The 19,780-nt window shown below is 67.6% G+C and carries 20 protein-coding genes; 4 read left to right on the forward strand and 16 right to left on the reverse strand.

What is annotated here, in order from left to right; genetic code table 11:
- Window position 1: 1 nt before the first annotated feature.
- The 11 genes from ACGLHS_RS18270 to ACGLHS_RS18320 form a co-directional block, all read right to left on the reverse strand.
- A complete protein-coding gene (locus ACGLHS_RS18270; protein WP_394481929.1) occupies window positions 2-1,216 on the reverse strand; it encodes a class I SAM-dependent rRNA methyltransferase in 1,215 nt (404 codons plus the stop codon).
- Complete coding sequence (locus tag ACGLHS_RS18275) at window positions 1,213-2,247, reverse strand: tyrosine recombinase XerC (protein WP_394481931.1); 1,035 nt, start codon at window positions 2,245-2,247, stop codon at window positions 1,213-1,215. The genes ACGLHS_RS18270 and ACGLHS_RS18275 overlap by 4 nt, the downstream gene beginning before the upstream one ends.
- Entirely contained in the window at window positions 2,231-2,866 is a 636-nt protein-coding gene (locus ACGLHS_RS18280; protein ID WP_093244862.1) for a YdcF family protein, read from the reverse strand. The genes ACGLHS_RS18275 and ACGLHS_RS18280 overlap by 17 nt, the downstream gene beginning before the upstream one ends.
- Window positions 2,863-3,567, reverse strand: coding sequence for a DUF484 family protein (locus tag ACGLHS_RS18285; protein WP_093244859.1), 705 nt, complete (start codon window positions 3,565-3,567; stop codon window positions 2,863-2,865). The genes ACGLHS_RS18280 and ACGLHS_RS18285 overlap by 4 nt, the downstream gene beginning before the upstream one ends.
- On the reverse strand, window positions 3,564-4,439 hold the full coding sequence (dapF, locus tag ACGLHS_RS18290) for a diaminopimelate epimerase (protein ID WP_394481934.1): 876 nt from the start codon (window positions 4,437-4,439) through the stop codon (window positions 3,564-3,566). The genes ACGLHS_RS18285 and dapF overlap by 4 nt, the downstream gene beginning before the upstream one ends.
- A gap of 70 nt (window positions 4,440-4,509) precedes the next feature.
- Window positions 4,510-5,331 carry an alpha/beta fold hydrolase gene (locus tag ACGLHS_RS18295; protein ID WP_394481937.1) on the reverse strand — a complete coding sequence of 274 codons (822 nt, stop codon included), beginning with the start codon at window positions 5,329-5,331 and terminating at the stop codon, window positions 4,510-4,512.
- Window positions 5,332-5,386: 55 nt separating this feature from the next.
- Entirely contained in the window at window positions 5,387-6,991 is a 1,605-nt protein-coding gene (locus ACGLHS_RS18300) for an MFS transporter (RefSeq protein WP_394481939.1), read from the reverse strand.
- Window positions 6,984-7,388, reverse strand: a complete 405-nt coding sequence (locus tag ACGLHS_RS18305) for a DoxX family protein (protein WP_394481941.1) — start codon at window positions 7,386-7,388, stop codon at window positions 6,984-6,986. Before ACGLHS_RS18305 ends, ACGLHS_RS18300 begins: the two co-directional genes overlap by 8 nt.
- Window positions 7,388-9,280, reverse strand: a complete 1,893-nt coding sequence (locus ACGLHS_RS18310) for an amidohydrolase (RefSeq protein ID WP_176801202.1) — start codon at window positions 9,278-9,280, stop codon at window positions 7,388-7,390. Before ACGLHS_RS18310 ends, ACGLHS_RS18305 begins: the two co-directional genes overlap by 1 nt.
- Window positions 9,281-9,375: 95 nt before the next feature.
- Window positions 9,376-9,669, reverse strand: coding sequence for a DUF1427 family protein (locus tag ACGLHS_RS18315; RefSeq protein ID WP_394481944.1), 294 nt, complete (start codon window positions 9,667-9,669; stop codon window positions 9,376-9,378).
- Window positions 9,670-9,687: 18 nt separating this feature from the next.
- On the reverse strand, window positions 9,688-10,341 hold the full coding sequence (locus ACGLHS_RS18320; protein WP_093244846.1) for a hydrolase: 654 nt from the start codon (window positions 10,339-10,341) through the stop codon (window positions 9,688-9,690).
- Between the two features lie 190 nt (window positions 10,342-10,531).
- Between ACGLHS_RS18320 and ACGLHS_RS18325 the strand changes: the two genes are divergently transcribed.
- Window positions 10,532-11,440, forward strand: a complete 909-nt coding sequence (locus ACGLHS_RS18325; protein ID WP_093244844.1) for a LysR family transcriptional regulator — start codon at window positions 10,532-10,534, stop codon at window positions 11,438-11,440.
- A 48-nt stretch (window positions 11,441-11,488) separates the two neighbouring features.
- On the forward strand, window positions 11,489-12,889 hold the full coding sequence (locus ACGLHS_RS18330) for a DUF4303 domain-containing protein (RefSeq protein WP_394481947.1): 1,401 nt from the start codon (window positions 11,489-11,491) through the stop codon (window positions 12,887-12,889).
- Window positions 12,890-12,921: 32 nt separating this feature from the next.
- On the opposite strand, the gene ACGLHS_RS18335 is transcribed toward ACGLHS_RS18330, so the two are convergent.
- The gene (locus ACGLHS_RS18335; RefSeq protein ID WP_394481949.1) at window positions 12,922-13,551 is read right to left on the reverse strand and encodes a 2-hydroxychromene-2-carboxylate isomerase; all 630 of its coding nucleotides are present in this window, start codon (window positions 13,549-13,551) and stop codon (window positions 12,922-12,924) included.
- A gap of 96 nt (window positions 13,552-13,647) precedes the next feature.
- Here ACGLHS_RS18335 and ACGLHS_RS18340 point away from each other — a divergent pair, with 96 nt between their 5' ends.
- Complete coding sequence (locus ACGLHS_RS18340; protein WP_394481951.1) at window positions 13,648-14,832, forward strand: MFS transporter; 1,185 nt, start codon at window positions 13,648-13,650, stop codon at window positions 14,830-14,832.
- Here ACGLHS_RS18340 and ACGLHS_RS18345 read toward each other — a convergent pair.
- From ACGLHS_RS18345 to ACGLHS_RS18355, 3 genes are all read right to left on the reverse strand, one after another.
- Window positions 14,819-15,556, reverse strand: a complete 738-nt coding sequence (locus tag ACGLHS_RS18345; protein WP_394481953.1) for an anti-sigma factor domain-containing protein — start codon at window positions 15,554-15,556, stop codon at window positions 14,819-14,821. The genes ACGLHS_RS18340 and ACGLHS_RS18345 overlap by 14 nt on opposite strands.
- On the reverse strand, window positions 15,553-16,077 hold the full coding sequence (locus tag ACGLHS_RS18350; protein WP_394482491.1) for a sigma-70 family RNA polymerase sigma factor: 525 nt from the start codon (window positions 16,075-16,077) through the stop codon (window positions 15,553-15,555). The genes ACGLHS_RS18345 and ACGLHS_RS18350 overlap by 4 nt, the downstream gene beginning before the upstream one ends.
- Window positions 16,078-16,177: 100 nt before the next feature.
- Entirely contained in the window at window positions 16,178-16,762 is a 585-nt protein-coding gene (locus tag ACGLHS_RS18355) for a DUF3455 domain-containing protein (RefSeq protein ID WP_394481954.1), read from the reverse strand.
- A gap of 190 nt (window positions 16,763-16,952) precedes the next feature.
- On the opposite strand from ACGLHS_RS18355, the gene ACGLHS_RS18360 reads away from it, so the two are divergent.
- On the forward strand, window positions 16,953-18,281 hold the full coding sequence (locus ACGLHS_RS18360) for an aspartate aminotransferase family protein (RefSeq protein ID WP_394481955.1): 1,329 nt from the start codon (window positions 16,953-16,955) through the stop codon (window positions 18,279-18,281).
- Between the two features lie 51 nt (window positions 18,282-18,332).
- Here the strand turns inward: ACGLHS_RS18360 and ACGLHS_RS18365 are convergent, their stop codons facing one another.
- The gene (locus ACGLHS_RS18365) at window positions 18,333-19,367 is read right to left on the reverse strand and encodes an Asd/ArgC dimerization domain-containing protein (RefSeq protein WP_176801201.1); all 1,035 of its coding nucleotides are present in this window, start codon (window positions 19,365-19,367) and stop codon (window positions 18,333-18,335) included.
- Window positions 19,368-19,780 lie beyond the last annotated feature (413 nt).

Consider the following 19,780-nt stretch of genomic DNA (forward strand, 5'->3'; position numbering starts at 1 on the left):
GTCAGGCGGGCTTCCTGACCACCACCAGCCCCTTCAGGTACTCCCCTTCGGGGAATTCGATGGTCATGGGATGGTCGGGCGCGGCGCCCAGGCGTTCGGCGATGTAGCCGTCCACGCCGGCATCGAGCCCGGCCGAAGCCACGATCTTGTGGAACAGATCGGCGCTGATGCCCCCCGAACACGAAAAAGTCAGCAGCACGCCGCCCGGCTCCAGCAGCTTCAGCGCCAGGCGGTTGATGTCCTTGTAGGCCCGCGCGGCGCGCTCGGCATGCGCCACCGTGGGCGCGAACTTGGGCGGGTCGAGCACGATGGCATCGAAGGTGCGGCCCTGGTCGATGAACTCGCGCAGCACGGTGTTGACGTTGGCATCGAGAAATTCCGCCTTGATGCCCTCACCGCCGAAACCGTTGAGCGCCAGGTGCCCGCGCGCACGGTCGAGCGCCGGCTGCGACGAATCGACCGACACCAGCTCCGCGCCTTCGAGCGCGCCCGCGGCCTTCAGGCCCGCCAGCGCCGCCACCGTGAAGCCGCCCGTGTAGCAGAAGCAATTGAGCACGCGCTTGAAGCGCCGGTGCTTCGCCAGCTCGGCAAAGCGCTGGCGGCTGTCGCGCTGGTCGAGATAGAAGCCGGTCTTGTGGCCGGTCGCGATGTCGAGCGACAGCTTCCAGTCGTGTTCGCGGATCGTGATTTCGGTGGGGCCTTCGCCACGCAGCCAGCCCGTGACGGGCTTCAGGCCTTCGCGCTCGCGGCCGCTGGCATCGGAGCGCTCATACAGCTTGGTCAGGCCCGTGGCTCGGAGCAGCGCATCGGCCAGCACGTCTTTCCAGCGCTCGACGCCGGCCGACAGGAACTGCGCCACCAGCGTGTCGCCATAGCGGTCGACGATCAGGCCCGGCAGGCCATCGGCCTCGCCGTGCACCAGGCGCACGCCATCGCTCTGCAGATCGAACAGGCCGCGGGCGGCAACGGCGCGCGCGCAAGCCGCCACGAAAAACGCCGCATCGATGCGCTGCGTTTCGACAAAGCTCCAGGCCCGCGCACGGATCTTGGAAAGCGGGCTGAAGGCAGCCCATGCCAGGAAGGTGCCGTCGTGGGATTCCACCCGCACCGTCTCGCCGGAATCGGCGCCGCCGCGTGCGATGGCGGATTCGAAAACCCAAGGGTGGCGGCGCTGCATCGAGCGCTCTTTGCCGGGTTTGAGTCGGAGGGTTTTCATTCTTTGCTCGTGTTCTTGTGAGTCGTTTTCGGTTCGGCCTTCGGGCGTACCGCTTCCGGGCGCGCCTGTGCGCGCGGATGCGCCGCGTCGTAGACCTTGGCCAGGTGCTGGAAGTCCAGCCGCGTGTAGACCTGCGTGGTCGCGATGTTGGCGTGGCCCAGCAGCTCCTGCACCGCGCGCAGGTCGCTGCTCGACTGCAGCACGTGGCTGGCGAAGGAATGGCGCAGCATGTGCGGATGCACCGGCGCGGTCAGGCCGGCCTTGAAGCTGCGCTCGCGCAGCAGCTTCCACACCGCCTGCGAAGACATGCGCAGCCCCTTGGCGCTGATGAAGAGCGCGGCGGCCGCGTTCGCGTCGTGCAGCCGGGCCGTCGTCAGACCCGCGCACTCGTCGCGCACCGCGAGCCAGTCGCGCACCGCCTCGGCCGCCTTGCCGCCCATCGGCACGATGCGGCGCTTGCTGCCCTTGCCCAGCACGTTGGCTTCGAGCGCGTCGAGGTCGACCCAGCCGCGCGCGGTGTTGCTCGCCTGCGCATCGAGGCCGGTGAGTTCGCTCACGCGCAGGCCGCAGCCGTACAGCACTTCGACGATGGCGCTGTCGCGCGCCTCGGTCCACGGATCGGCTTCGGGGTCGTACAGCTCGGCCAGGCGCACCGCGTCGTCCACGCCCAGCGCCTTCGGCAGCGGGCGGCCGGCCTTGGGTGCGTGCACGTCCTGCACCGGGTTGAAGCCGATCAGCCCTTCGTTGCCGAGCCAGCGGTAAAAGCTGCGCCAGCACGACAGCACCAGCGCAATGCCGCGCGGCTCGCGGCCGGCGCTGTGCAGCTGCGCCATCCAGCGGCGGATGTGGGCGGTCTGCACGCGGTCGAGCGGCAGGTTGGCTTCGGCCGCGTGAGCCGTCAGCGACTGCAGGTGAAAGGCATACAGCTCGACCGTGCGCGCCGCGAGACGGCGCTCGACGCGCACATGCTCAAGGTACTTGTCGATCCAGCCCGATGAAGCCGGCGCGGCAGGCTCAGAAGAGGTAGCCATGGCCGGCATTGTTGATGATGGCGGCCGGCTCGCGCAATGCGCCCTTGAACAGCATGCCCCAGGTGCGCCAGCACGAGGTGGGCGCGGCGGCGTACTGCACGTCGAAGGTCTTGTCGAAGCCGCTCATGCGCACCAACCGTTCGATGCGCCACAGGTGATAGGGCTCCGACACCACGATCACGCTGCGCACGCCGGCAGCCTGCAGGAGCGGCGTCGACAGCGCGAGGTTCAGCCGCGTGGACGACGACACCGGCTCCAGCAGCCTCGGCCCGGTGTAGCCCACGGCATTCGCATGCTGCTGCATCACCTCGGCCTCGATACGGCCGTCTTCGGTATCGACGCCGCCCGAGAAGGCCAGTTGCCTGACCAGCCCGGCCTGCGCCAGGGCGATGCCCGTGTCGACACGCCCCGTCAGGCAGGGATTCGGCTTGCCGTCGAGGTAGGCGCGGTTGCCCAGAATCAGCGCCGCGTCGGCGGCCCGTTGCGGCGGGTTGCCGAGCACCGCTTCGGCGCGCTGCCAGACCACCGCCGCGATGGCCGCGTACACGGCCACCCCGGCCAGCAGCCCGCCGAACAGCACGACCTGCCAGGGCCGGCGCAACCAGCGCGGGCGGCTCAAGGACGCAGCCGCGAGAGCCCGCCCGAGGCCAGCTCGGCAATGCGCTCGAGAAAGTCGGTGCCCATCTCGGCGTTGAAGCGCTGCGCGTCGGGCGATGCCAGCACCAGCAGGCCGAAGGCCGGCGATTCGGCATCAGGCCGCAGCGGAATCAGCGCGATCGACATCGCGGCGGCCGGCTCGGGCAGCCAGTTGGCCGCCTCGAAGCCCGAATTGAGGCCGCAGTACGGCGAGGTCAGCGAGGTGGCCAGCGCCTTCACGTCGTCGCTCACCCACTGGGCATAGGCTTCGTTGAGGTATTCGCTGCCGCAGTCCCACACCTTGATGGCCGTCTGCGGCACCAGGAACAGCGACTGCAGGTCGACCGCGATGCGGTACGGCAGGCTGCGCGGGTCGCGCGTGGTCAAGAGGCCGCTGGTCCAGCGCTGCAGGCGGTCGGCGATGACGACGTTTTCAGTGCCGTGGCGCACCATGTCCATCAGGCGATGCTCCAGCGCCTTGATCTTCTCGCGCAGCATCTCGGCCTGGCGCTCCTGCAGGCTCACGGCGCGGTTGCCGTGCGGGCTGGTCAGTTGCACCTGCGCCAGCAGCTGGGCATGGCGCTCGAAGAAGTCGGGCGTGTTCGCCAGGTAGTTCGCGATGTCGTCTTCGGTGATCGGGTTCATGGCGTTGTTGGCGTCGTTGTTGTTCGTGAAGGAAGTCATGGCAGTTCTGGCACCTCGATGTCGCCTTCGAAGACCGTGGTGGCCGGGCCCGTCATCAGCACGGGCTGGCCTTCGCCGTGCCACTCGATCGTGAGGATGCCGCCGTGCGTCTGCACATCGACCCGGCGCTCCAGCAGCCCGAGCCGGATGCCCGCCACCACCGCCGCGCAGGCGCCCGTGCCGCAGGCCAGCGTTTCGCCGGCGCCGCGCTCGAACACTCGCAGCCTGACGTGCGTGCGGTCGACCACCTGCATGAAACCCGCATTCACCCGCTGCGGAAAGCGCGGGTGGTGCTCGATCTGCGGGCCCTGCTCGGCCACTGGCGCCGTGTCGACGTTGTCGACCACCTGCACCGCGTGCGGGTTGCCCATCGACAGCACCGCTACCGAAACAATAGCGCTGCCCGCACGCGTGCCAAGGGCAAGGTGCCACTTCTGCCACGAACCCTCGGGCTGTGGGTCGAGCCCGGCGGTGTCGAAGGGCACGCGTTCCGGCGCGAAGACCGGCGCGCCCATGTCGACCGTCACGCGGCCGTCGGCGCCCATGCGCGGTGCGATCACGCCGGCCAGCGTCTGCACGCGCACTTCGGTCTTGTCGGTCAGCTTGTGTTCGCTCACGAAGCGCATGAAGCAGCGCGCGCCGTTGCCGCACTGCTCCACCTCGCCGCCGTCGGCGTTGTGGATCACGTATTGAAAGTCGATGCCCTCGGCCGGCGAGGGCCGCACGGTGAGGATCTGGTCGGCGCCGACGCCGAAATGGCGGTCGGCCAGAAAGCGGTACTGCGCCGCGGTCAGGCCCAGCGTGCCGCGCGTTTCGTCGAGCACGACGAAATCGTTGCCGGCCCCCTGCATTTTGGTAAAGCGAATTCGCATCGCAGGATTATCGCCACCGGCACTGCCCCTGACGACGGCGGGCCCAAGCCCGCCCGTGGCCAGCCGGCGATCAGCCCTGGATGAACGCCAGCAGGTCGGCGTTCACCTGGTCCTTGTGGGTGGTGCAGGTGGCGTGCGGCGCACCGGCGTAGACCTTGAGCTGGCTGCCCTTGATCATCTCGGCCGCCAGCTTGCCGGTGGCCTCGAAGGGCACGACCTGGTCGTCGTCGCCGTGGATCACCAGCGTGGGCACGTCGATCTTGGCCATGTCGGGGCGGAAGTCGGTTTCAGAGAACGCGGTCACGCAGTCGATGGTGGCCTTGATCGAGGCCTGCAGCGCGATCTGCAGCGTCTGCTTGAAGACGCCCTGCGATATCTTGGCGCCGGGGCGGTTGGTGCCGTAGAAGATCGTGCTGAAGTCGTCGAGGAACTGCGGGCGATCGGCGGCCAGCCCGGCGCGGATGCCTGCGAACACCGAAGCGTCGGGGCCCACCGGGTGATCGGCCGTTTTCATGAAGAGCGGCGTCACCGCGCTGATGAGCGCCAGCTTGGCCACCCGCGCGCTGCCCTTGCGCGCGATGTAGCGTGTCACGTCGCCGCCGCCCATCGAGAAGCCCGCAAGGATCACGTTCTTCAGGTCGAGCTTTTCGATCAGCTCGGCGATGTCGTCGGCGAAGGTGTCGTAGTCATAGCCCGTCCATGGCTGGCTCGAACGGCCGAAGCCGCGGCGGTCGAATGCGATCACGCGGTAGCCGCGCTCGGCGAAGAACAGCATCTGGGCGTCCCACATGTCGGCGCTGAGCGGCCAACCGTGGCTGAAGAGAATCGGCTGACCCGAGCCCCAGTCCTTGTAGTAGAGCTCGGTGCCGTCGCGCAGTGTGAGTGTGGTCATGGTTTTCCAGTGGTGTGAGAGAAGAAAGGTAGGCAAGAAGGGAGACAGGAAAAAGTCAGAGCGCCAGGAAGTGATGCACCTCGGGCTTGTCCGGCCCGATGTGGAAACGCAGCGCCTCGCCCTGCAGGTCGGCGTCGGCCTGCGACACGCGATGGTGCTGGCGCAGATGCTCCGCCCACGATTCGACGAGGAACCACTCCATCACGCGCTCCCCGTCGGCCGTGTGCTCGTGCAGGCCCCAGGCGTAGGCACCGTCGCGGCGGCGCTCTTGCGACAGGCGCTTCATCGCCTGCAGGAAGGCCGGGCGGTCGTCCCTGCGGATGCGGTATTCGACCTGGATCATCACCGGCCCGCGGTCATGCGCCACGGGCTCGGCGAGCAGGGGTTCGGGCCAGTGGTTCGACGCCTGCAGGTCGGCCTCGCCGGCCGGCAGCCGCACGCGGTGGAAAACCAGCCCAGCCACCACAAGCCCCACCGCCCCCGCCACCAGCGTGGCCGGCACGCCGATCTGCTGCGCCACCAGGCCCCAGCCCAGGCTGCCGGCCGCCATCGCGCCGTTGAACACGGTGAGGTACACGGCCAGCCCACGCCCGCGCACCCAGTTCGGCAGGATCGACTGGGCCACGCCGTTGAGCGTGGTCAGCGCCACGATCCAGCCCAGGCCCAGCAGCAACAGCAGCATCACCGCCAGCCATTGCGGCGGCGCAAAGACCAGGCTGCCCATGACGGCGGCCGTGAGCAACGCCGCCAGCAGCAGCATGCCGTCCGCACCGAGCCGGGCGCGCAGGCGCGGCATCACCAGCGCACCACCGATGGCGCCCGCGCCCACGGCACCGAGCAGCACGCCATAGAAGCCCGCGCTGCCGCCGAGCATCTGGCGCGCCACCAGCGGCAGCAGCGCCCACACCGAACTGGCGAACAGGAAGAACACCGCCGCGCGCAGCAGCACCACGTGCAGCTCCTTGCTGGCCCGCGTGTAGCGCAGGCCGGCACGGAAGGCGCCGAAGAAGTTCTCCGACAGGCCGCTGTCCGCCGGTGCCGGGCGCTTCCACCACAGCAGCGCCGCGATCACGAACACATAGCTCAGCACGTCCACACCATAGGTGGCGGCCGCGCCGAAGCTCGCGAGGATCAGCCCGCCCGCCGCCGGCCCGATGGAGCGCGCGATGTTGATGCCCAGCGAGTTCAGCGCCACGGCGCCCTTGAGGTCGGCGCGCGGCACCAGCTCGGGCACGATCGCCTGCCAGGTCGGCCCCATCAGCGCCGCGCCGATGCCGCCCACGAAGGTCAGCGCGATCAGGTATTCGACCGTGAGCGCGCCGGTGTGCGAGAGCAGCAGCAGCGAGCCGCTCACCGCCGCGAGCACCAGTTGCACGAAGATCAGAAAGCGCCGCCGGTCGAGGATGTCCGACAGCACCCCCGCCGGGATCGCCAGCAGGAACACCGGCAGCGTGGCCGCCGTCTGGATCAGCGCCACCGCCGTCGGGTTGGCGGACAGGTCCGTCACCAACCATGAGCTGGCCACGTCGCGCATGAAGCTGCCGATGTTGCCGAGCACGGTGGCGGCCCAGAGCACCGCGAAGACCGGCTGGCGCAGCGGCGCGAAGGCGCCGGGTTGCGGTGTCGCCGGCGCGGTTGCGCCGTGTGAGGTGTCAGACATGGGCACGCTCCTTCAGGTCATGCCAGGCGACCAGCAGAAAGCCGCCGACCAGCCCGAGATGCTCGAAGAACGAGTTGGCCGCCATGAAGCGCTCGGGCCCGACTGGCATCTGCCAGAAGCGCAGCGCCACGAAGGTCGCCATCAGCGTGAAGCCGGCCAGCGCCAGCGCGCCAAGCCAGCGCAGGCGGCCGGTGAGGATCAGCGCCGAAGCGCCCAGCTCCAGCACGATGACCGCCACGGCCAGCGGGCCGGCCGGCGACATGCCGAAGTGGTTCATTTCGGCCAGGGCCGCGTCGAAGTCCATCGCCTTGTTCAGCCCGCCTTGCAGGTAGGCGGCGCACAGCAGGAGCAACGCAACCCAGCGCACTGCGGGTGAAGTAGTCCAGCGCGTCGTCATCACACCGCCCAGCAGGCGCAGCCGAGCGCGCCCCAGAAGCTCTTCAGGTCGGCGATGGGCAGCTTGCTGCTCCAGGCCGTCGCGTGGCTATGGCCGTGCACGTTGCAGTTGTTGGCGCAGGCGCAGGCCGCGGCGGCATTGCGCAACACCTTCTGCATCGGCGCGCCTTCGGCGGTGTCGGCCCAGCCGGCATAGCCGCCGAAGGTGCGCGCGGGCGACCAGTCGGGCATGGCCGGCGGTGGTGCGCCTTCGTCGTGCGCGGCGAAGGGGCCGGCGCCGTAGACCACCTTGCCGCCCACCATCGTGAGCAGCGCCGTGGTGTCGGCGATTTCCGATTCGGCGCAGGCGAAGAAGTCGCGGTCGGGCACCACGAGGTCGGCGAGCTGGCCGGCCTGAATGCGGCCCTTCTTGCCCTCTTCGTTCGAGAACCAGGTGACGTTCTCGGTCCACATGCGCAGCGCCTGTTCACGGTCGATCAGGTTGCGCTGCGGCGTGAGCTGCATGCCGCCTACCGTCTTGCCCGTGACCAGCCACGACAGCGACACCCACGGGTTGTACGAAGCCACGCGCGTCGCGTCGGTGCCGGCCGAGACCTTCACGCCCTTTTCGAGCATGCGCTTCACGGGCGGCGTTGCCTCGGCCGCGCCGTAGCCGTAGCGCTCGACGAAGTACTCGCCCTGGTAGGCCATGCGGTGCTGCACCGCGATGCCGCCGCCCAGCGCCGCGATGCGGTCGATCGACTGGTCGGAGATGGTCTCGGCATGGTCGAAGAACCAGTTCAGCCCGGCCAGCGGCGTGTCTTGATTGACGCGCTCGAACACGTCGAGCGAGCGGCTGATGGTCTCGTCGTAGGTGGCGTGCATGCGCCAGGGCCAGCGGTTCTGCACCAGCACGCGCACCACTTCTTCCAGCTCGCCTTCCATTTCGGGCGCCATGTCCGGGCGCGGCTGGCGGAAGTCTTCGAAGTCGGCGGCGGAGAACACCAGCATTTCGCCCGCGCCGTTGTGGCGGAAGTAGTCGTCGCCCTGCTTGTACTTCGACGAAGCGGTCCAGTTCAGGAAGTCCTGCTTCTCTTGCTTGGGCTTCTGCGTGAACAGGTTGTAGGCCAGGCGGATCGTCAGTTGCCCGTCGTCGGCCAGCTTCTGGATCACCTGGTAGTCGTCGGGGTAGTTCTGGTTGCCACCGCCCGCGTCGATGGCGCCGGTCACGCCCAGGCGGTTGAGCTCGCGCATGAAGTGGCGCGTGGAATTGAGCTGGTAGTCGAAGGGCAGCTTCGGGCCCTTGGCCAGCGTGGCATAGAGGATGGCCGCGTTCGGCTTGGCCAGCAGCAGGCCGGTCGGGTTGCCGGCGCTGTCGCGCACGATCTCGCCGCCGGGTGGCGCGGGTGTGTCTTTCGTGTAGCCCACCGCGCGCAGCGCCGCGCCGTTGAGCAGTGCGCGGTCGTACAGGTGCAGGATGAAGACCGGCGTGTCGGGCGCGACGGCGTTCAGCTCTTCGATGGTCGGCAGGCGCTTTTCCACGAACTGATGCTCGGTGAAACCACCCACCACGCGCACCCATTGCGGCGCGGGCGTGTTGGCCACCTGCCGCTTGAGCATGCCCATGGCATCGGCCAGGCTGCGCACGCCGTCCCAGCGCAGCTCCAGGTTGAAGTTGAGGCCACCGCGAATGATGTGCAGGTGGTTGTCGATCAGACCCGGCAGCACGCGCTTGCCGTGCAGGTCGATCACACGGGTGCCGCTGCCGGCCAGCGGCAGGATGTCGTGCGAGCGGCCGACGTGAGTGAAGCGGCCGTCCTTGATGGCCACGGCATCGGCGGTGGGGTTGGAGCGGTCGAGGGTGGTGAACAGCCCGCGATGCAGGATCAGGTCGGGGGTTTCGGTGTGGGTCATGGTGTCGGAGAAAGAAGCGACCGCGAGGCCGGGGGCTGCGAGGGTGGCGCCGAGCGCTCCGAGGAGACGGCGGCGGCTGGGGTCTGCGAACGGTTTCACGCGTCGCGCCTGCCAGAGGCGGCGGCCTCGGCGGTGTTTGCCGCCGTGGGCTGCGCGCACTTCGGCAGCTCGCCGAACACATGCGGCTTGACCTGGTGCTGCAGCCAAGAGGTGGCCACGGCATCGGGCTTGATCACGCTCTTGATGAGCGGCGGGATCTGCTCGCCGAGCAAAATTCCCAGAAGCCCCACCAGGGCGATAACCGGCGGTGCCGGCGAGCGCACCTGGAACAGTGCGTAGATCACGCCGACCAGCAGGCCGAGCGCAAGCGACAGGACGTAGGGCTTCATCTTGTTCACCTTCGGCGATCAGCCTTCGTGCGCGCCGAACATGGTTTGGGCGTAGGTCACGCCCAGACCGTAGGCGCCGCCGACCTTCTTCGCAATGCCGGTGGTCAGCTCATAGGTGTCGCCGCGTGCCCAATCGCGCTGCAGCTCGAGCAGGTATTGCAGCGAGGTCATCGGCTGCGCGCCGGCCTGCACCATGCGTTCCATCGCGCGGTTGTGCGCCTCGGCCGACACGTCGCCGCAAGCGTCGGCGATGACGTACACCTCGAAGCCCTGGTCCAGCGCCGAAAGCGCCGGGCCCACGATGCACACGCTGGTCCACAGGCCCGCCAGCACGATGCGCGGCTTGCCGATCTGGTTCACGCGCTCGATCACGGCGGCGTCTTCCCAGGTGTTCATCGAGGTGCGGTCGAGCATCTTCTGGCCCGGAAAGGCCTCGGTGATCTCGCTGAACATCGGGCCCGAAAAACTCTTCTCGGCCACCGTCGTGAGGATGGTCGACACGCCGAAGCCGGCTGCGGCCTGCGCCACCAGCGCCGCGTTGTTGCGCAGGTTCACGGCGTCGATGGAGTGCGTGGCAAAGGCCATCTGCGACTGGAAGTCGATCATCACCAGCGTGTGGTCGGTGGGGGTGAGCAGCTTGGCGCCGGCGGTGGGGGTGGCTTTGATGGACATGGAAAGCTCCTTGCGGTTGATTGGATATTCGATTCGATTCACAATTGCTTTCGGAGGGAATCTCCTTGGCACGGGATGAATCATCGGGTTCCTTCAAGCGCTCATCGACGAAACTTTTCACCATCAATCATCGAAGTTTTCGATGATTCCCTTTCCCCTCAAATCCTTTCGTTTTCAAGGAACCCGCAGCGTGCTCAAACTCAGCCTGGAAGCCATCGAGGTCGTCGATGCCATCGCCCGCCACGGCTCCTTCGCCGCCGCGGCCGCGCGCCTGAACAAGGTGCCCTCCACCATCTCGTACGCCGTGGGCAAGCTGGAAGAACAGCTGGGCATGCTGCTGTTCGAGCGCAACGGCCCGCGCGTGACCCTCACCGCCGCCGGCGAAGAAATGCTCAAGGAGGGCCGCTGGCTGCTCAATGCCGCGAGCGACCTCGAATCGCGCATGCGGCTCATCGCCACCGGCTATGAGTCGGAGCTGCGCCTCGTGCACGACTCGCTCATTCCCACGCAGGCGCTCATCGACGACATCCGCGCCTTCGAAGACCTGCGCTGCGGCACCCGCCTGCGCATCGGCTGCGAGGCGCTCACCGGCAGCTGGGAGGCCCTGCGCGAGGGCCGCGCCGACATCGTCATTGCCGCCGGCGAAGGCCCGGCCGGCGGCGGCTACCAGGCGGTGACCGTGGGCAGCCTCGACTTCGCGTTCTGCGTCGCGCCCACGCACCCGCTCACGCGCCTGGGCCGACCGCTGCAGCGCGGCGACCTGCTCGAGTGCAACGCCATCGTGGTGGGCGACAGCGCGCGCACGCTGTCGGAGCGCACCGTCGGCCTGCTGGCCGGCCAGCCGCGCATCACCGTGCCATCGATGCCCGCGAAGATCGCCTGCCAGGTGGCGGGCCTGGGCCACGGCTTTCTGCCGCGCGCCTGCATCGTGAATGAGCTCAAGCGCGGCACGCTGGTCGAGCTGCCCACCGAAGAGCCGCGCGCGCCAGAGGCGTTCTGGCTCGCGTGGAAGACCGGCGCGCAAGGGCAGGCGCTGCGCTGGTGGCGCGAGCGGATGAACCGCACGCTGGTGCCCGCGCTGCTGCCGCGATCCAGCTGAAGCAAGACCGCCTCTTACGATTTCGCCCCTCAAGGCAAGATTGCCCGCATGAGCCATTGGAAAGCGCTGGAACCGCTGATCGTCGAAGACGCCCTTCGGGCATTGCGCGAGCTGCTCGACGACAACCCCGACGAACAGTTCTACGCCGTCGCCTTCCAGGGCATGTACCGCGAACTCGACGGCCCGATCTACCTGCCCGCCCTTTCCGCCAACAGCGTGGACGCCCGCGAAGACGAGCCTTCGGGTGACTTCTGGACGGCCGAGTGGAACCCGCCCGACTGGCGTTGGGGCGACATCCAGTTCGCCGGTGCCGCACTGAATGCGGCGGCCGACGCCGCATGCGAGATCACCCGGAACGACACCCGCGAGGCCTGGCTGCTGGCCGAGCGCGAGTGCATCGACATGCTTGTTTCAGCGGCACGGAAGATCCGGGCCGCGCTGGGCAACGCGCCGCAGCTCACGCCGGATTTCGTGGTCTTCCTGCATGACGAAGAGAACGGCCTCGAACTGGCGCGCCGCTGCATCGGCGATGCCGCTTTCGGGGCGCTCTTTCCCAAAGAGGCGGTGGCCGAGCAGGAGCGCCTGCGCGTCACGGCCCTGCCCGTCGAAGAACGGGTGGGCTGGCTCATCGGGCGCCTTGGCCGCTTCGACGGCCAGCCGGTCGACAGCGAGGACGCGCAGAAATGGCTGGTCGACATCGGCGCGCCCGCCGTGCCCGCACTGCTCGACTTGCTCGCCCGCCCGCGTGGCAAGTTCGGCTGGGAGGCCGCCCGGATGCTCGGGCACATCGGCCTTGCGACGCCCGAGGTGCTTGCCGCGCTGCGCAAGAAGCTTCACGCACCCGCCGAGCCATCCACGCACGCGTGGTGCGCCGCAACGCTGGCCTATCTGGGTGACAGCGATTGGCTCTTCGAGCAGCTCGCCGCGTGGCGCGGCGATCCGGAGCGCGCCGCCGTCGCCGTGCGTGGCCTTTGTGCGCCCTACTCTGCCTTTCGCGACCCGACGCCCGTGGCGCTCGACTACCGGCCCCTCGAAACACTGCTGTCGTCGGACTCTGCTGCCATCGCCGAAGTCGTGCACGAAAAGCTCAAGCCCGGCAGCAGCTATTGCACCCTGCGCCCCGGCGAAATCGGCGAGGCCTTGCGCGGCATGGCGTCGCCGCATGCCTTCGTGCGCCGGCACGCGGCCAGCGTGGCCGACGACCGGGGCCTGGGCGCAGCCGCTGGCGAACGCATCCTGCCGGCGCTCGCGGATCGCCTCGCGCATGACGATGATGCCGACGTGCGATGGCAGGCCGCTCGCAGCCTCGCCGCCTGGAAGCGCGCTGCCCTGCCCTGGCATGCGGTGGCGCAGCGCGCGGCCTTGCACGATGCCGATGAGATGGTGCGCGAAGCCGCGCGGGATTGCGTCGACGCACTGGGCGAGGCCGGCGACACCCAAGGCGAATAGAACCCTTTCGGTGCCGGCCCCGGCAACGGCGTTCAGCCCGCAGCGCGCAACTTATCCAGCGCCCGGTCGAGAAACGCCAACCGGTCTTGTCCCCAGAAACGCTCGCCGTTCAAGATGAAGGTCGGCGCACCGAACACGCCCGCTTCCACCGCCTCGGCGCTATTGGCGCGATACACGGCCAGCGTCTCGGCCGACTGTTCCAGTGCCTGCAGCGAGGCGCCGTCGTAGCCGTTCTCGTTGGCCACCGCGATGCGCACCTCGGCCTGCGAGGTGTCGCGCTCTTCGGCCCACAGGGCGCGCAGCAGCGCGTGCGACAGCGGCTGCGCATCGAGCCCTTGCAGTTGCGCGGCAATCACCATCCAGCCGGCGTACTTGTTCCAGTTCGGATCGCTGGGCGCGCCCTTGGGGTAGTGCGCGGGCTGAAGGTTCAGCGGCATGCCGAGGTAGTCGCTCCAGCGGGCAAGCTCCAGCGCGTGGTACGTACGGCGCGGCTCGGGCCGCGTCTTCAACGGAATGCCGCCGGTTTGCGGCACCACCGCCTGGAAGTCGTAGGGCTTGAACGTGAGCCGCACGTGATGGCGGCGCACGATGTCCTGAAGCTGCGGGCCACCGAGGTAGGCCCAGGGAGAAGAGAGGCTGTAGTAGCAGTCGAGCGCGATCATGTTTCGATTATCTTCAGCGCATGCCTGTCGCCATCGCACTCACCACCCTTCTCCCCTCGGGGTCAGCGCGGGCCACGCCGCCACGATGACGGCGCGATGAAGTTTCCGGCCTTTCTTTTCTCGCTCTTCCTCTCCCGGCTGGCCGACCAGATCCTGCTGTTCCTGGTGCCGCTGGTGGTGTTCCAGGTGACGCAAGACGTCGCGTGGTCGGGCTACGCCTTTGCGGCGGAGACGCTGCCGCGCTTTCTTTCTTTTCCGGTCTGCGGCGCGCTGTGCGACCGTGTCTCGCCACTGAAGCTGCTGCGCGCCAGCCAGGTCTTTCGCGCACTGGCCTGCGTGCTCGGCGTGCTGGCCAACGAGGCGATGGGTGGCATCGGCTGGCTGGTGGGCTTGTCTGCCGTGTGCGGCGTGCTCACCACGCAAGGCGTGATGGCCCGCGAAGTGATGCTGCCGCAGATTGCCGGCAACACCGGCTTCGACAAGGTGCTGGCCTATGCGCAGACCGCCGAGCAGACCGGCATGGTGCTCGGCCCGCTGATCGCGGCGGCGCTCTTTGCGCTGTGGCCGTGGCAGGCCGTGGTGGGCGCGGCGGCCGCGCTGTTCTTGCTGGCCGACGTCGCCACCACGTACTGGCGGCGCGGCAACCCCGTGCAACTGCACCAGCCGCAGGGCGAGCCGGGCCATCTGCTGAAACCCATCGCCACGGCCCTTGGCCATGTGCTGCGCCTGCCCGGCCTGTTGCGCCTGACCATGCTCACGTCCGGCGTGAACCTGATGCTCGGCACCACGCTCGCCTCTTCCGCCGCGATGGTCACCGGGCTGCACCAGCGCTCGGCCACCTACTACGCGGGGCTGCAGACGCTGGGTGCCGTCGCCACCATCGTGATCCTGCTGGCGATCATTCGCGGATCGATCGCGCTCAAGCGCATGGGCGCCACCGCTTACCTGCTGATACTGGCTGGCGGCCTGCTCACGGCTGCGAGCACCAGCCACTGGGGTTATGCGGCCGGCTTCCTGCTGGTGATCGGGTTCGACAAGATGTTCGGCATCTACATCCGCATCCACCGGCAGCGGATCATTCCAGCGAAGGACTACGGCAAGACAACCGGAGTGATCGTGCTGCTGAACAATCTGACGCAGCCGCTCGCGGGGCTGATCGTCGGCGCGTTTGCCGATGCGACGCAGACGCGAGGGGTGATCTTTGCGGTGTGCTTGATGGTGGCGGGGATCGGTGTTGCCGCTGCCGTGGCCAGCAGAAAAGCCGCCGCTACATCACCTTGACGGCACGCCCGATGAACTGAATCGGCCCCGTCGGGCGGTCGATGGGCGAGCCGTTCTCGGGCTCCAGCGTCAGCTCGAACAACTGGTTCGGCTCCAGCGGCGGCAGTTTGTCGATGGGAATGCGCAGCGCCTGCCCCTGCTTGACGAGGCCCAGCGATACAGGCCCACGCCACTGGTCGGCCTTGGTCCAGAACTGCAGCGTCTTCTGCGGCGGCACTTCAAACGTGCCCAGCGGCACCAGGCTCAACTGACGCGATGAGGTGGTCTGGATCACCCAGCCCGGCGACTTGTCCTGCGGGGCAACCAGCACCACCATGTATTGCGGCGTCGGCGGCGGACGCATCACGAGCACAGCCACCATCAACGCGGCCGCGGCAAACCCGCCCGCAGCCAGGCCACGCCACAACCTCAGGTTGTTCCACCAGCCCGAGACAGCCGATGGCAGCACAGGCGTGGCCTTCTTCCCTGGCTCCGCCACGTTGCCGATGCTGCGCTCGATGCGCGGCCAGAGCGCCGGCGACGGCTCCTGCGGCAGCGCAAGCACCGCGAGCGGCAGCAGTCGGGCCTCCCATGCCTGCACGGCTTCGCGCAGGGTCGGCTCGCTGTGCATGCGGGCTTCGACCGCCGCACGTGCGCCGGCCGACAGCGTGCCAAGCACGTACTCGCCGGCCAATGCGTCGATGTCGTCGATGTCGCCGTTGTCGGTCGGGTTGTTGCCGTTCATGCCATGCACTCCCGCAGCGTGCGCATGCCGCGCAGGATCCAGGCTTTCACCGTGCCCAGCGGCGTCTGCAGCCGCTCGGCGATCTCGCCATGCGAGCAGCCTTCGACATACGCGAAGAGGATGCAGTCGCGCCGCGCCGGCGCCAGCCCGTTCAGGCAGTTCTCGAGCCTGCCCAGATCGGCACGCAATTCGAACGAATCGCCAGCCGCGGCGTATGCCGCCAGTGCGGCCTGGTCGTCAATGGCTTCGGCGGCGTCTTCGCTCACGTCCACCTGGCGCGCGCCGCTGCGCACCATGTTCAACGCGGCATTGCGCACCACGCTGTAGACCCAGCCCCGGCCTTCGCCGCGCGCCGGATTGAAAGTTTCCGCGCGCTGCCAGATGCTGATGAAAGCGTCGTGCAATACGTCTTCGGCCTGCTGGCGCTGGCGCACGATGCGCAGCGCCACGCCCATCAGATAGCGCCCCTCGCGCTGGTACAGCTGCTGCAGGGCCAGACGATCGCCGCGGGCGCAAGCCATGAGAGCGGCGTCGTAGTCGAAGGGCGCGACGGTGGGCGGCGGGTTTTGCACCGGCCGATGGTAGTGGGGCGGGTGGCTCCGCAGCCGAATCGCCCCCCGATCAGGATGCCTTCCAGAAGATGTAGTCGGCCTGGTATTGCACGACCTGCTTCTGGCCCTTGCTGGCAGGCGTGCATGGCACGGCAGCCGGTGCCACGCCGCCTTGCAGCGCCACGCGCTGGATGTAGGTCACGCCCGTCATCGCGCCCGAGCCCGTGGCCGGGTTCGCCTTCACGAGCTGGAACGGCAGGCTGGTCGGGCCCGACGGCGCAACAGCCAGTTGCGTGGCCGTGAGCTTGGAGCCGTCGTTCGACTCCCACGTGGCCGGCGGGCCGTAGTACTTGCCGACCTGCTTGCCGCTGCGGTCCCACAGCTTGGCGTCGGGGCCGACGAACACCCACTCGGTCTGACCGGCGGCATTGGCCTTGTCGCGGCATTCATAGGTGATGTCGCCCTTGCCCACGGTTTCCATCGCGACCTTGTGGCCGGCCGGCACCTGGATCGTCGGAGGCAGGTTGGACTGGTTGAAGGCGGGGGTCATCGACATCGAGCCGCAGGCGCTCAGGAACACTGCAGCGGAGACGACGCCAGGAACGGCGAGTGAACGGGTGGGACGGGTGGGACGGGTGGGACGGGAGGTGTGCATGAAATTTCTCCTGGGTTGTAGAAGGTCAGCAGCTCCTCGCTGCTGAAGGGTCTACACGGCAGGGCTGCGTTTGGATGCAGGGGATGCAAAAGATTTTTCAGTGCCTGGGAAGGCATACTGCGCCAGCTGATCGGCTGCAGTCGCCCAGCTGGCCTGGCGCAGTCTTCCTCAACCAACGACGCACGACCTGATGAACGAAGCAATGTCCCGCCACGACGCTTACACCAACAGCGAAGTCATCGCACTCGATTTGCAGCACGTCTTTCACTCCTGGTCTGCGCAGGGCAACCTGGCGCCGCTCGCCATTGCCGGTGGACGCGGTTGTGTCGTCTGGGACTACGAGGGCAAGGAGTACCTCGACTTCTCCAGTCAGTTGGTGAACGTGAACATCGGGCACCAGCACCCCAAGGTGATCGAGGCGATCAAGCAGCAGGCCGACCAGCTCGCCACGGTGGCGCCCACCCATGCCAACCTGGCTCGCGGACAGGCGGCGCAGCGAATCCTGCGGAAGGCGGGCGATATGTACGGTGGCGTGTTCTTCACCTCCGGTGGTGCGGACGCCAACGAAAACGCAATGCGCCTCGCAAGGCTGTGCACAGGCCGCGACAAGGTGCTGACCACCTACCGCTCCTACCACGGCAATACGGGCTCGGCCATCGCCGCAACGGGCGACTGGCGAAGGCTGCCCAACGAATACGCGCGCGGCCACGTTCACTTCTTCGGTCCGTTTCCCTATCGCAGCGAGTTCTGGTCGGACTCGCCAGCCCAGGAGAGTACCCGTGCACTCCAGCACCTCGAACGCGTCATTCAGGGCGAAGGGCCCAGCCGGATCGCCGCCATCATGCTGGAGCCGGTCCCCGGTACGGCAGGCATCATCGTTCCGCCCCCGGGCTATCTCGCGGGCGTGAGGGAGTTGTGCACCCGCCATGGCATCGTGCTGATCGCCGATGAAGTGATGTGCGGATTCGGCCGAACGGGCGAGTGGTTCGCGCATCAGCCTCATCACATGACACCAGACCTCATCACCTTTGCAAAGGGTGTCAACTCGGGCTACGTGCCCGTGGGCGGGGTAGTCATCTCCAGGGAGATCGCCCAGAACTTCCAGTCGACCGTGTTCCCTGGCGGCCTCACCTATTCCGGTCATCCTCTGGCGGCAGCATCGATCGTTGCGGCCATCGATGCGATGGAAAGCGAAAGCATTGTCGAGAACGCACACCAGATCGGCGCCGACTACCTCGGCCCCGGCTTGCATGCACTTGCGCGACAGCACGAAGTCATCGGCGACGTGCGAGGCGCGGGTGTTTTCTGGGCGCTGGAACTGGTATCGGACCGGCGCACGCGCGCGCCCATGGAGGCGGGCTTCATGTCCAGGCTCAAATCCGAACTGCTGCAGCGCGGGCTGCTTGGATTCGTGGTCGAGAACCGCGTGCACGTCGTGCCACCTTGCGTCGTGACGCCCACGGAAGTGCAGCAGGGCCTGCGGATACTGGACGAAGCGCTCACAGCACTGCGACCCTAGGCCCTGCCTGGACCTCGCGCGTCATGCGCATGACGCGCGGGGCGTGGGCGCTCAGTGCGTCAGCAGGTAGCTGTACTCCGCATTCAGCAGCGCGCTGCCTGCCGCTCCGCGGATGAGGTTGTTGACGACGTACTGCAGGCGCACCTCGAACATTGCGTCCGTCGTGCACAGGTTGCCGACGGCCACCGAGAAGCCTCGCTCATGAAAGCAATCCTGATTCGGACGAGGGCGCCCCGCCTCGGCGCACACCACCAGCGGCCTTGCGGGCTTCGACGGCAGGGGCACGTTCTTCAAGGGGTTGTAGCCTTCCAGCAGCGCTGCCAGTTCCGCCACGTCGGGCCTGCGCGAGGTCTTGATTCGCAGGTCGACGAAATGGCCTTCCTGGACGAAGACGCGATTGCAGCTCACGGACACCGGAACATCCGAGTCCAGGATCTTGTGGATTTCCCGTGCGATGTACTCCTCGGTTCGTTCTTCGGAACCGTGCAGCGGATAGACGTTGCCGGAGACCAGGTCCACCGGGTACTTGGCATCGCCGCGGCCCGATAGCGACTGGAACGTGGTGACCGCCACGCCCTCGAGCCCGAGCGGTGCGAGGGCGTCAAGAATCATCACCGCGCCGGAGGTCACGCAGTTCGGGTTCTTCACGAAGCGCGCCTCGGCGATCCTTTCGCCGTTCACCTCCGTGATCACGAGCGGGTTCTCGTCGTCGAAGCGCCCGTACGGGCTGTTGGAGAAAACGCGGCGGCCCCGGTCGAGCGCCTGCTGCTCCGCTGCTTGCCCCTCTGCCGACACCGCGGCAAAAAGCACCTCGATGCCCTTGTCTTCCAGTCCTTCGGCCAGCGAGAGGACGTGGCAATGATCGAGCTCCGCGGGAAACGGCACCTCTCGCCAGAAGTCGCTCCCGTAATGCGTGGATACCGCGCGCTCCTTGCGATTCCATACATCGCGATAAGGCTCGCCGATGGAGCCTTGCCCGATCACGGCCTTGAGTTCAAACCATGGATGCCCGATGAGCAACTGGGCCAATCGGCGCCCCACCATTCCCGTACCACCCAAGATGCCAACGCTGACCTTCTGGACCACTGGTAATTCCTCCGATGATGATTGAGAAGCTTGCGAACCAGGCACCATCGTGAAATCTGAAGGGCTCCGCCTCGGAGCGACTCGCCGATCCTTGTGGGAAGACCATGGAGAACTGTCCGGGGCGAGCGTCGCTGACAACGAGTGTGCAGGGCGCAAGGATCTTAAACCGCGACTCGAAGAGGTTGCGTCTGTCCGGGCGGATTCGGCTCACATGAATGACCTGTTCCAAAGCGTTGAATCAGCGCGCTTGCGAGGCAATGAATTCGAATGACTTACATGGCGAGATTTCAGTGTTGCTGCAAGGCGTGTCGGACGTCCTCAGTAGCCGCAACGCCCGGCAGAGCTGCGTCGAGAAACGAGTTCCTGCAAGCGATTCGTTGGATGCCAAACGATGATCCATGCGAACCTCATGG

Source organism: Variovorax sp. VaC1 (assembly GCF_043658315.1).
In the GTDB taxonomy this organism is placed as follows: Bacteria; Pseudomonadota; Gammaproteobacteria; order Burkholderiales; family Burkholderiaceae_C; genus Variovorax.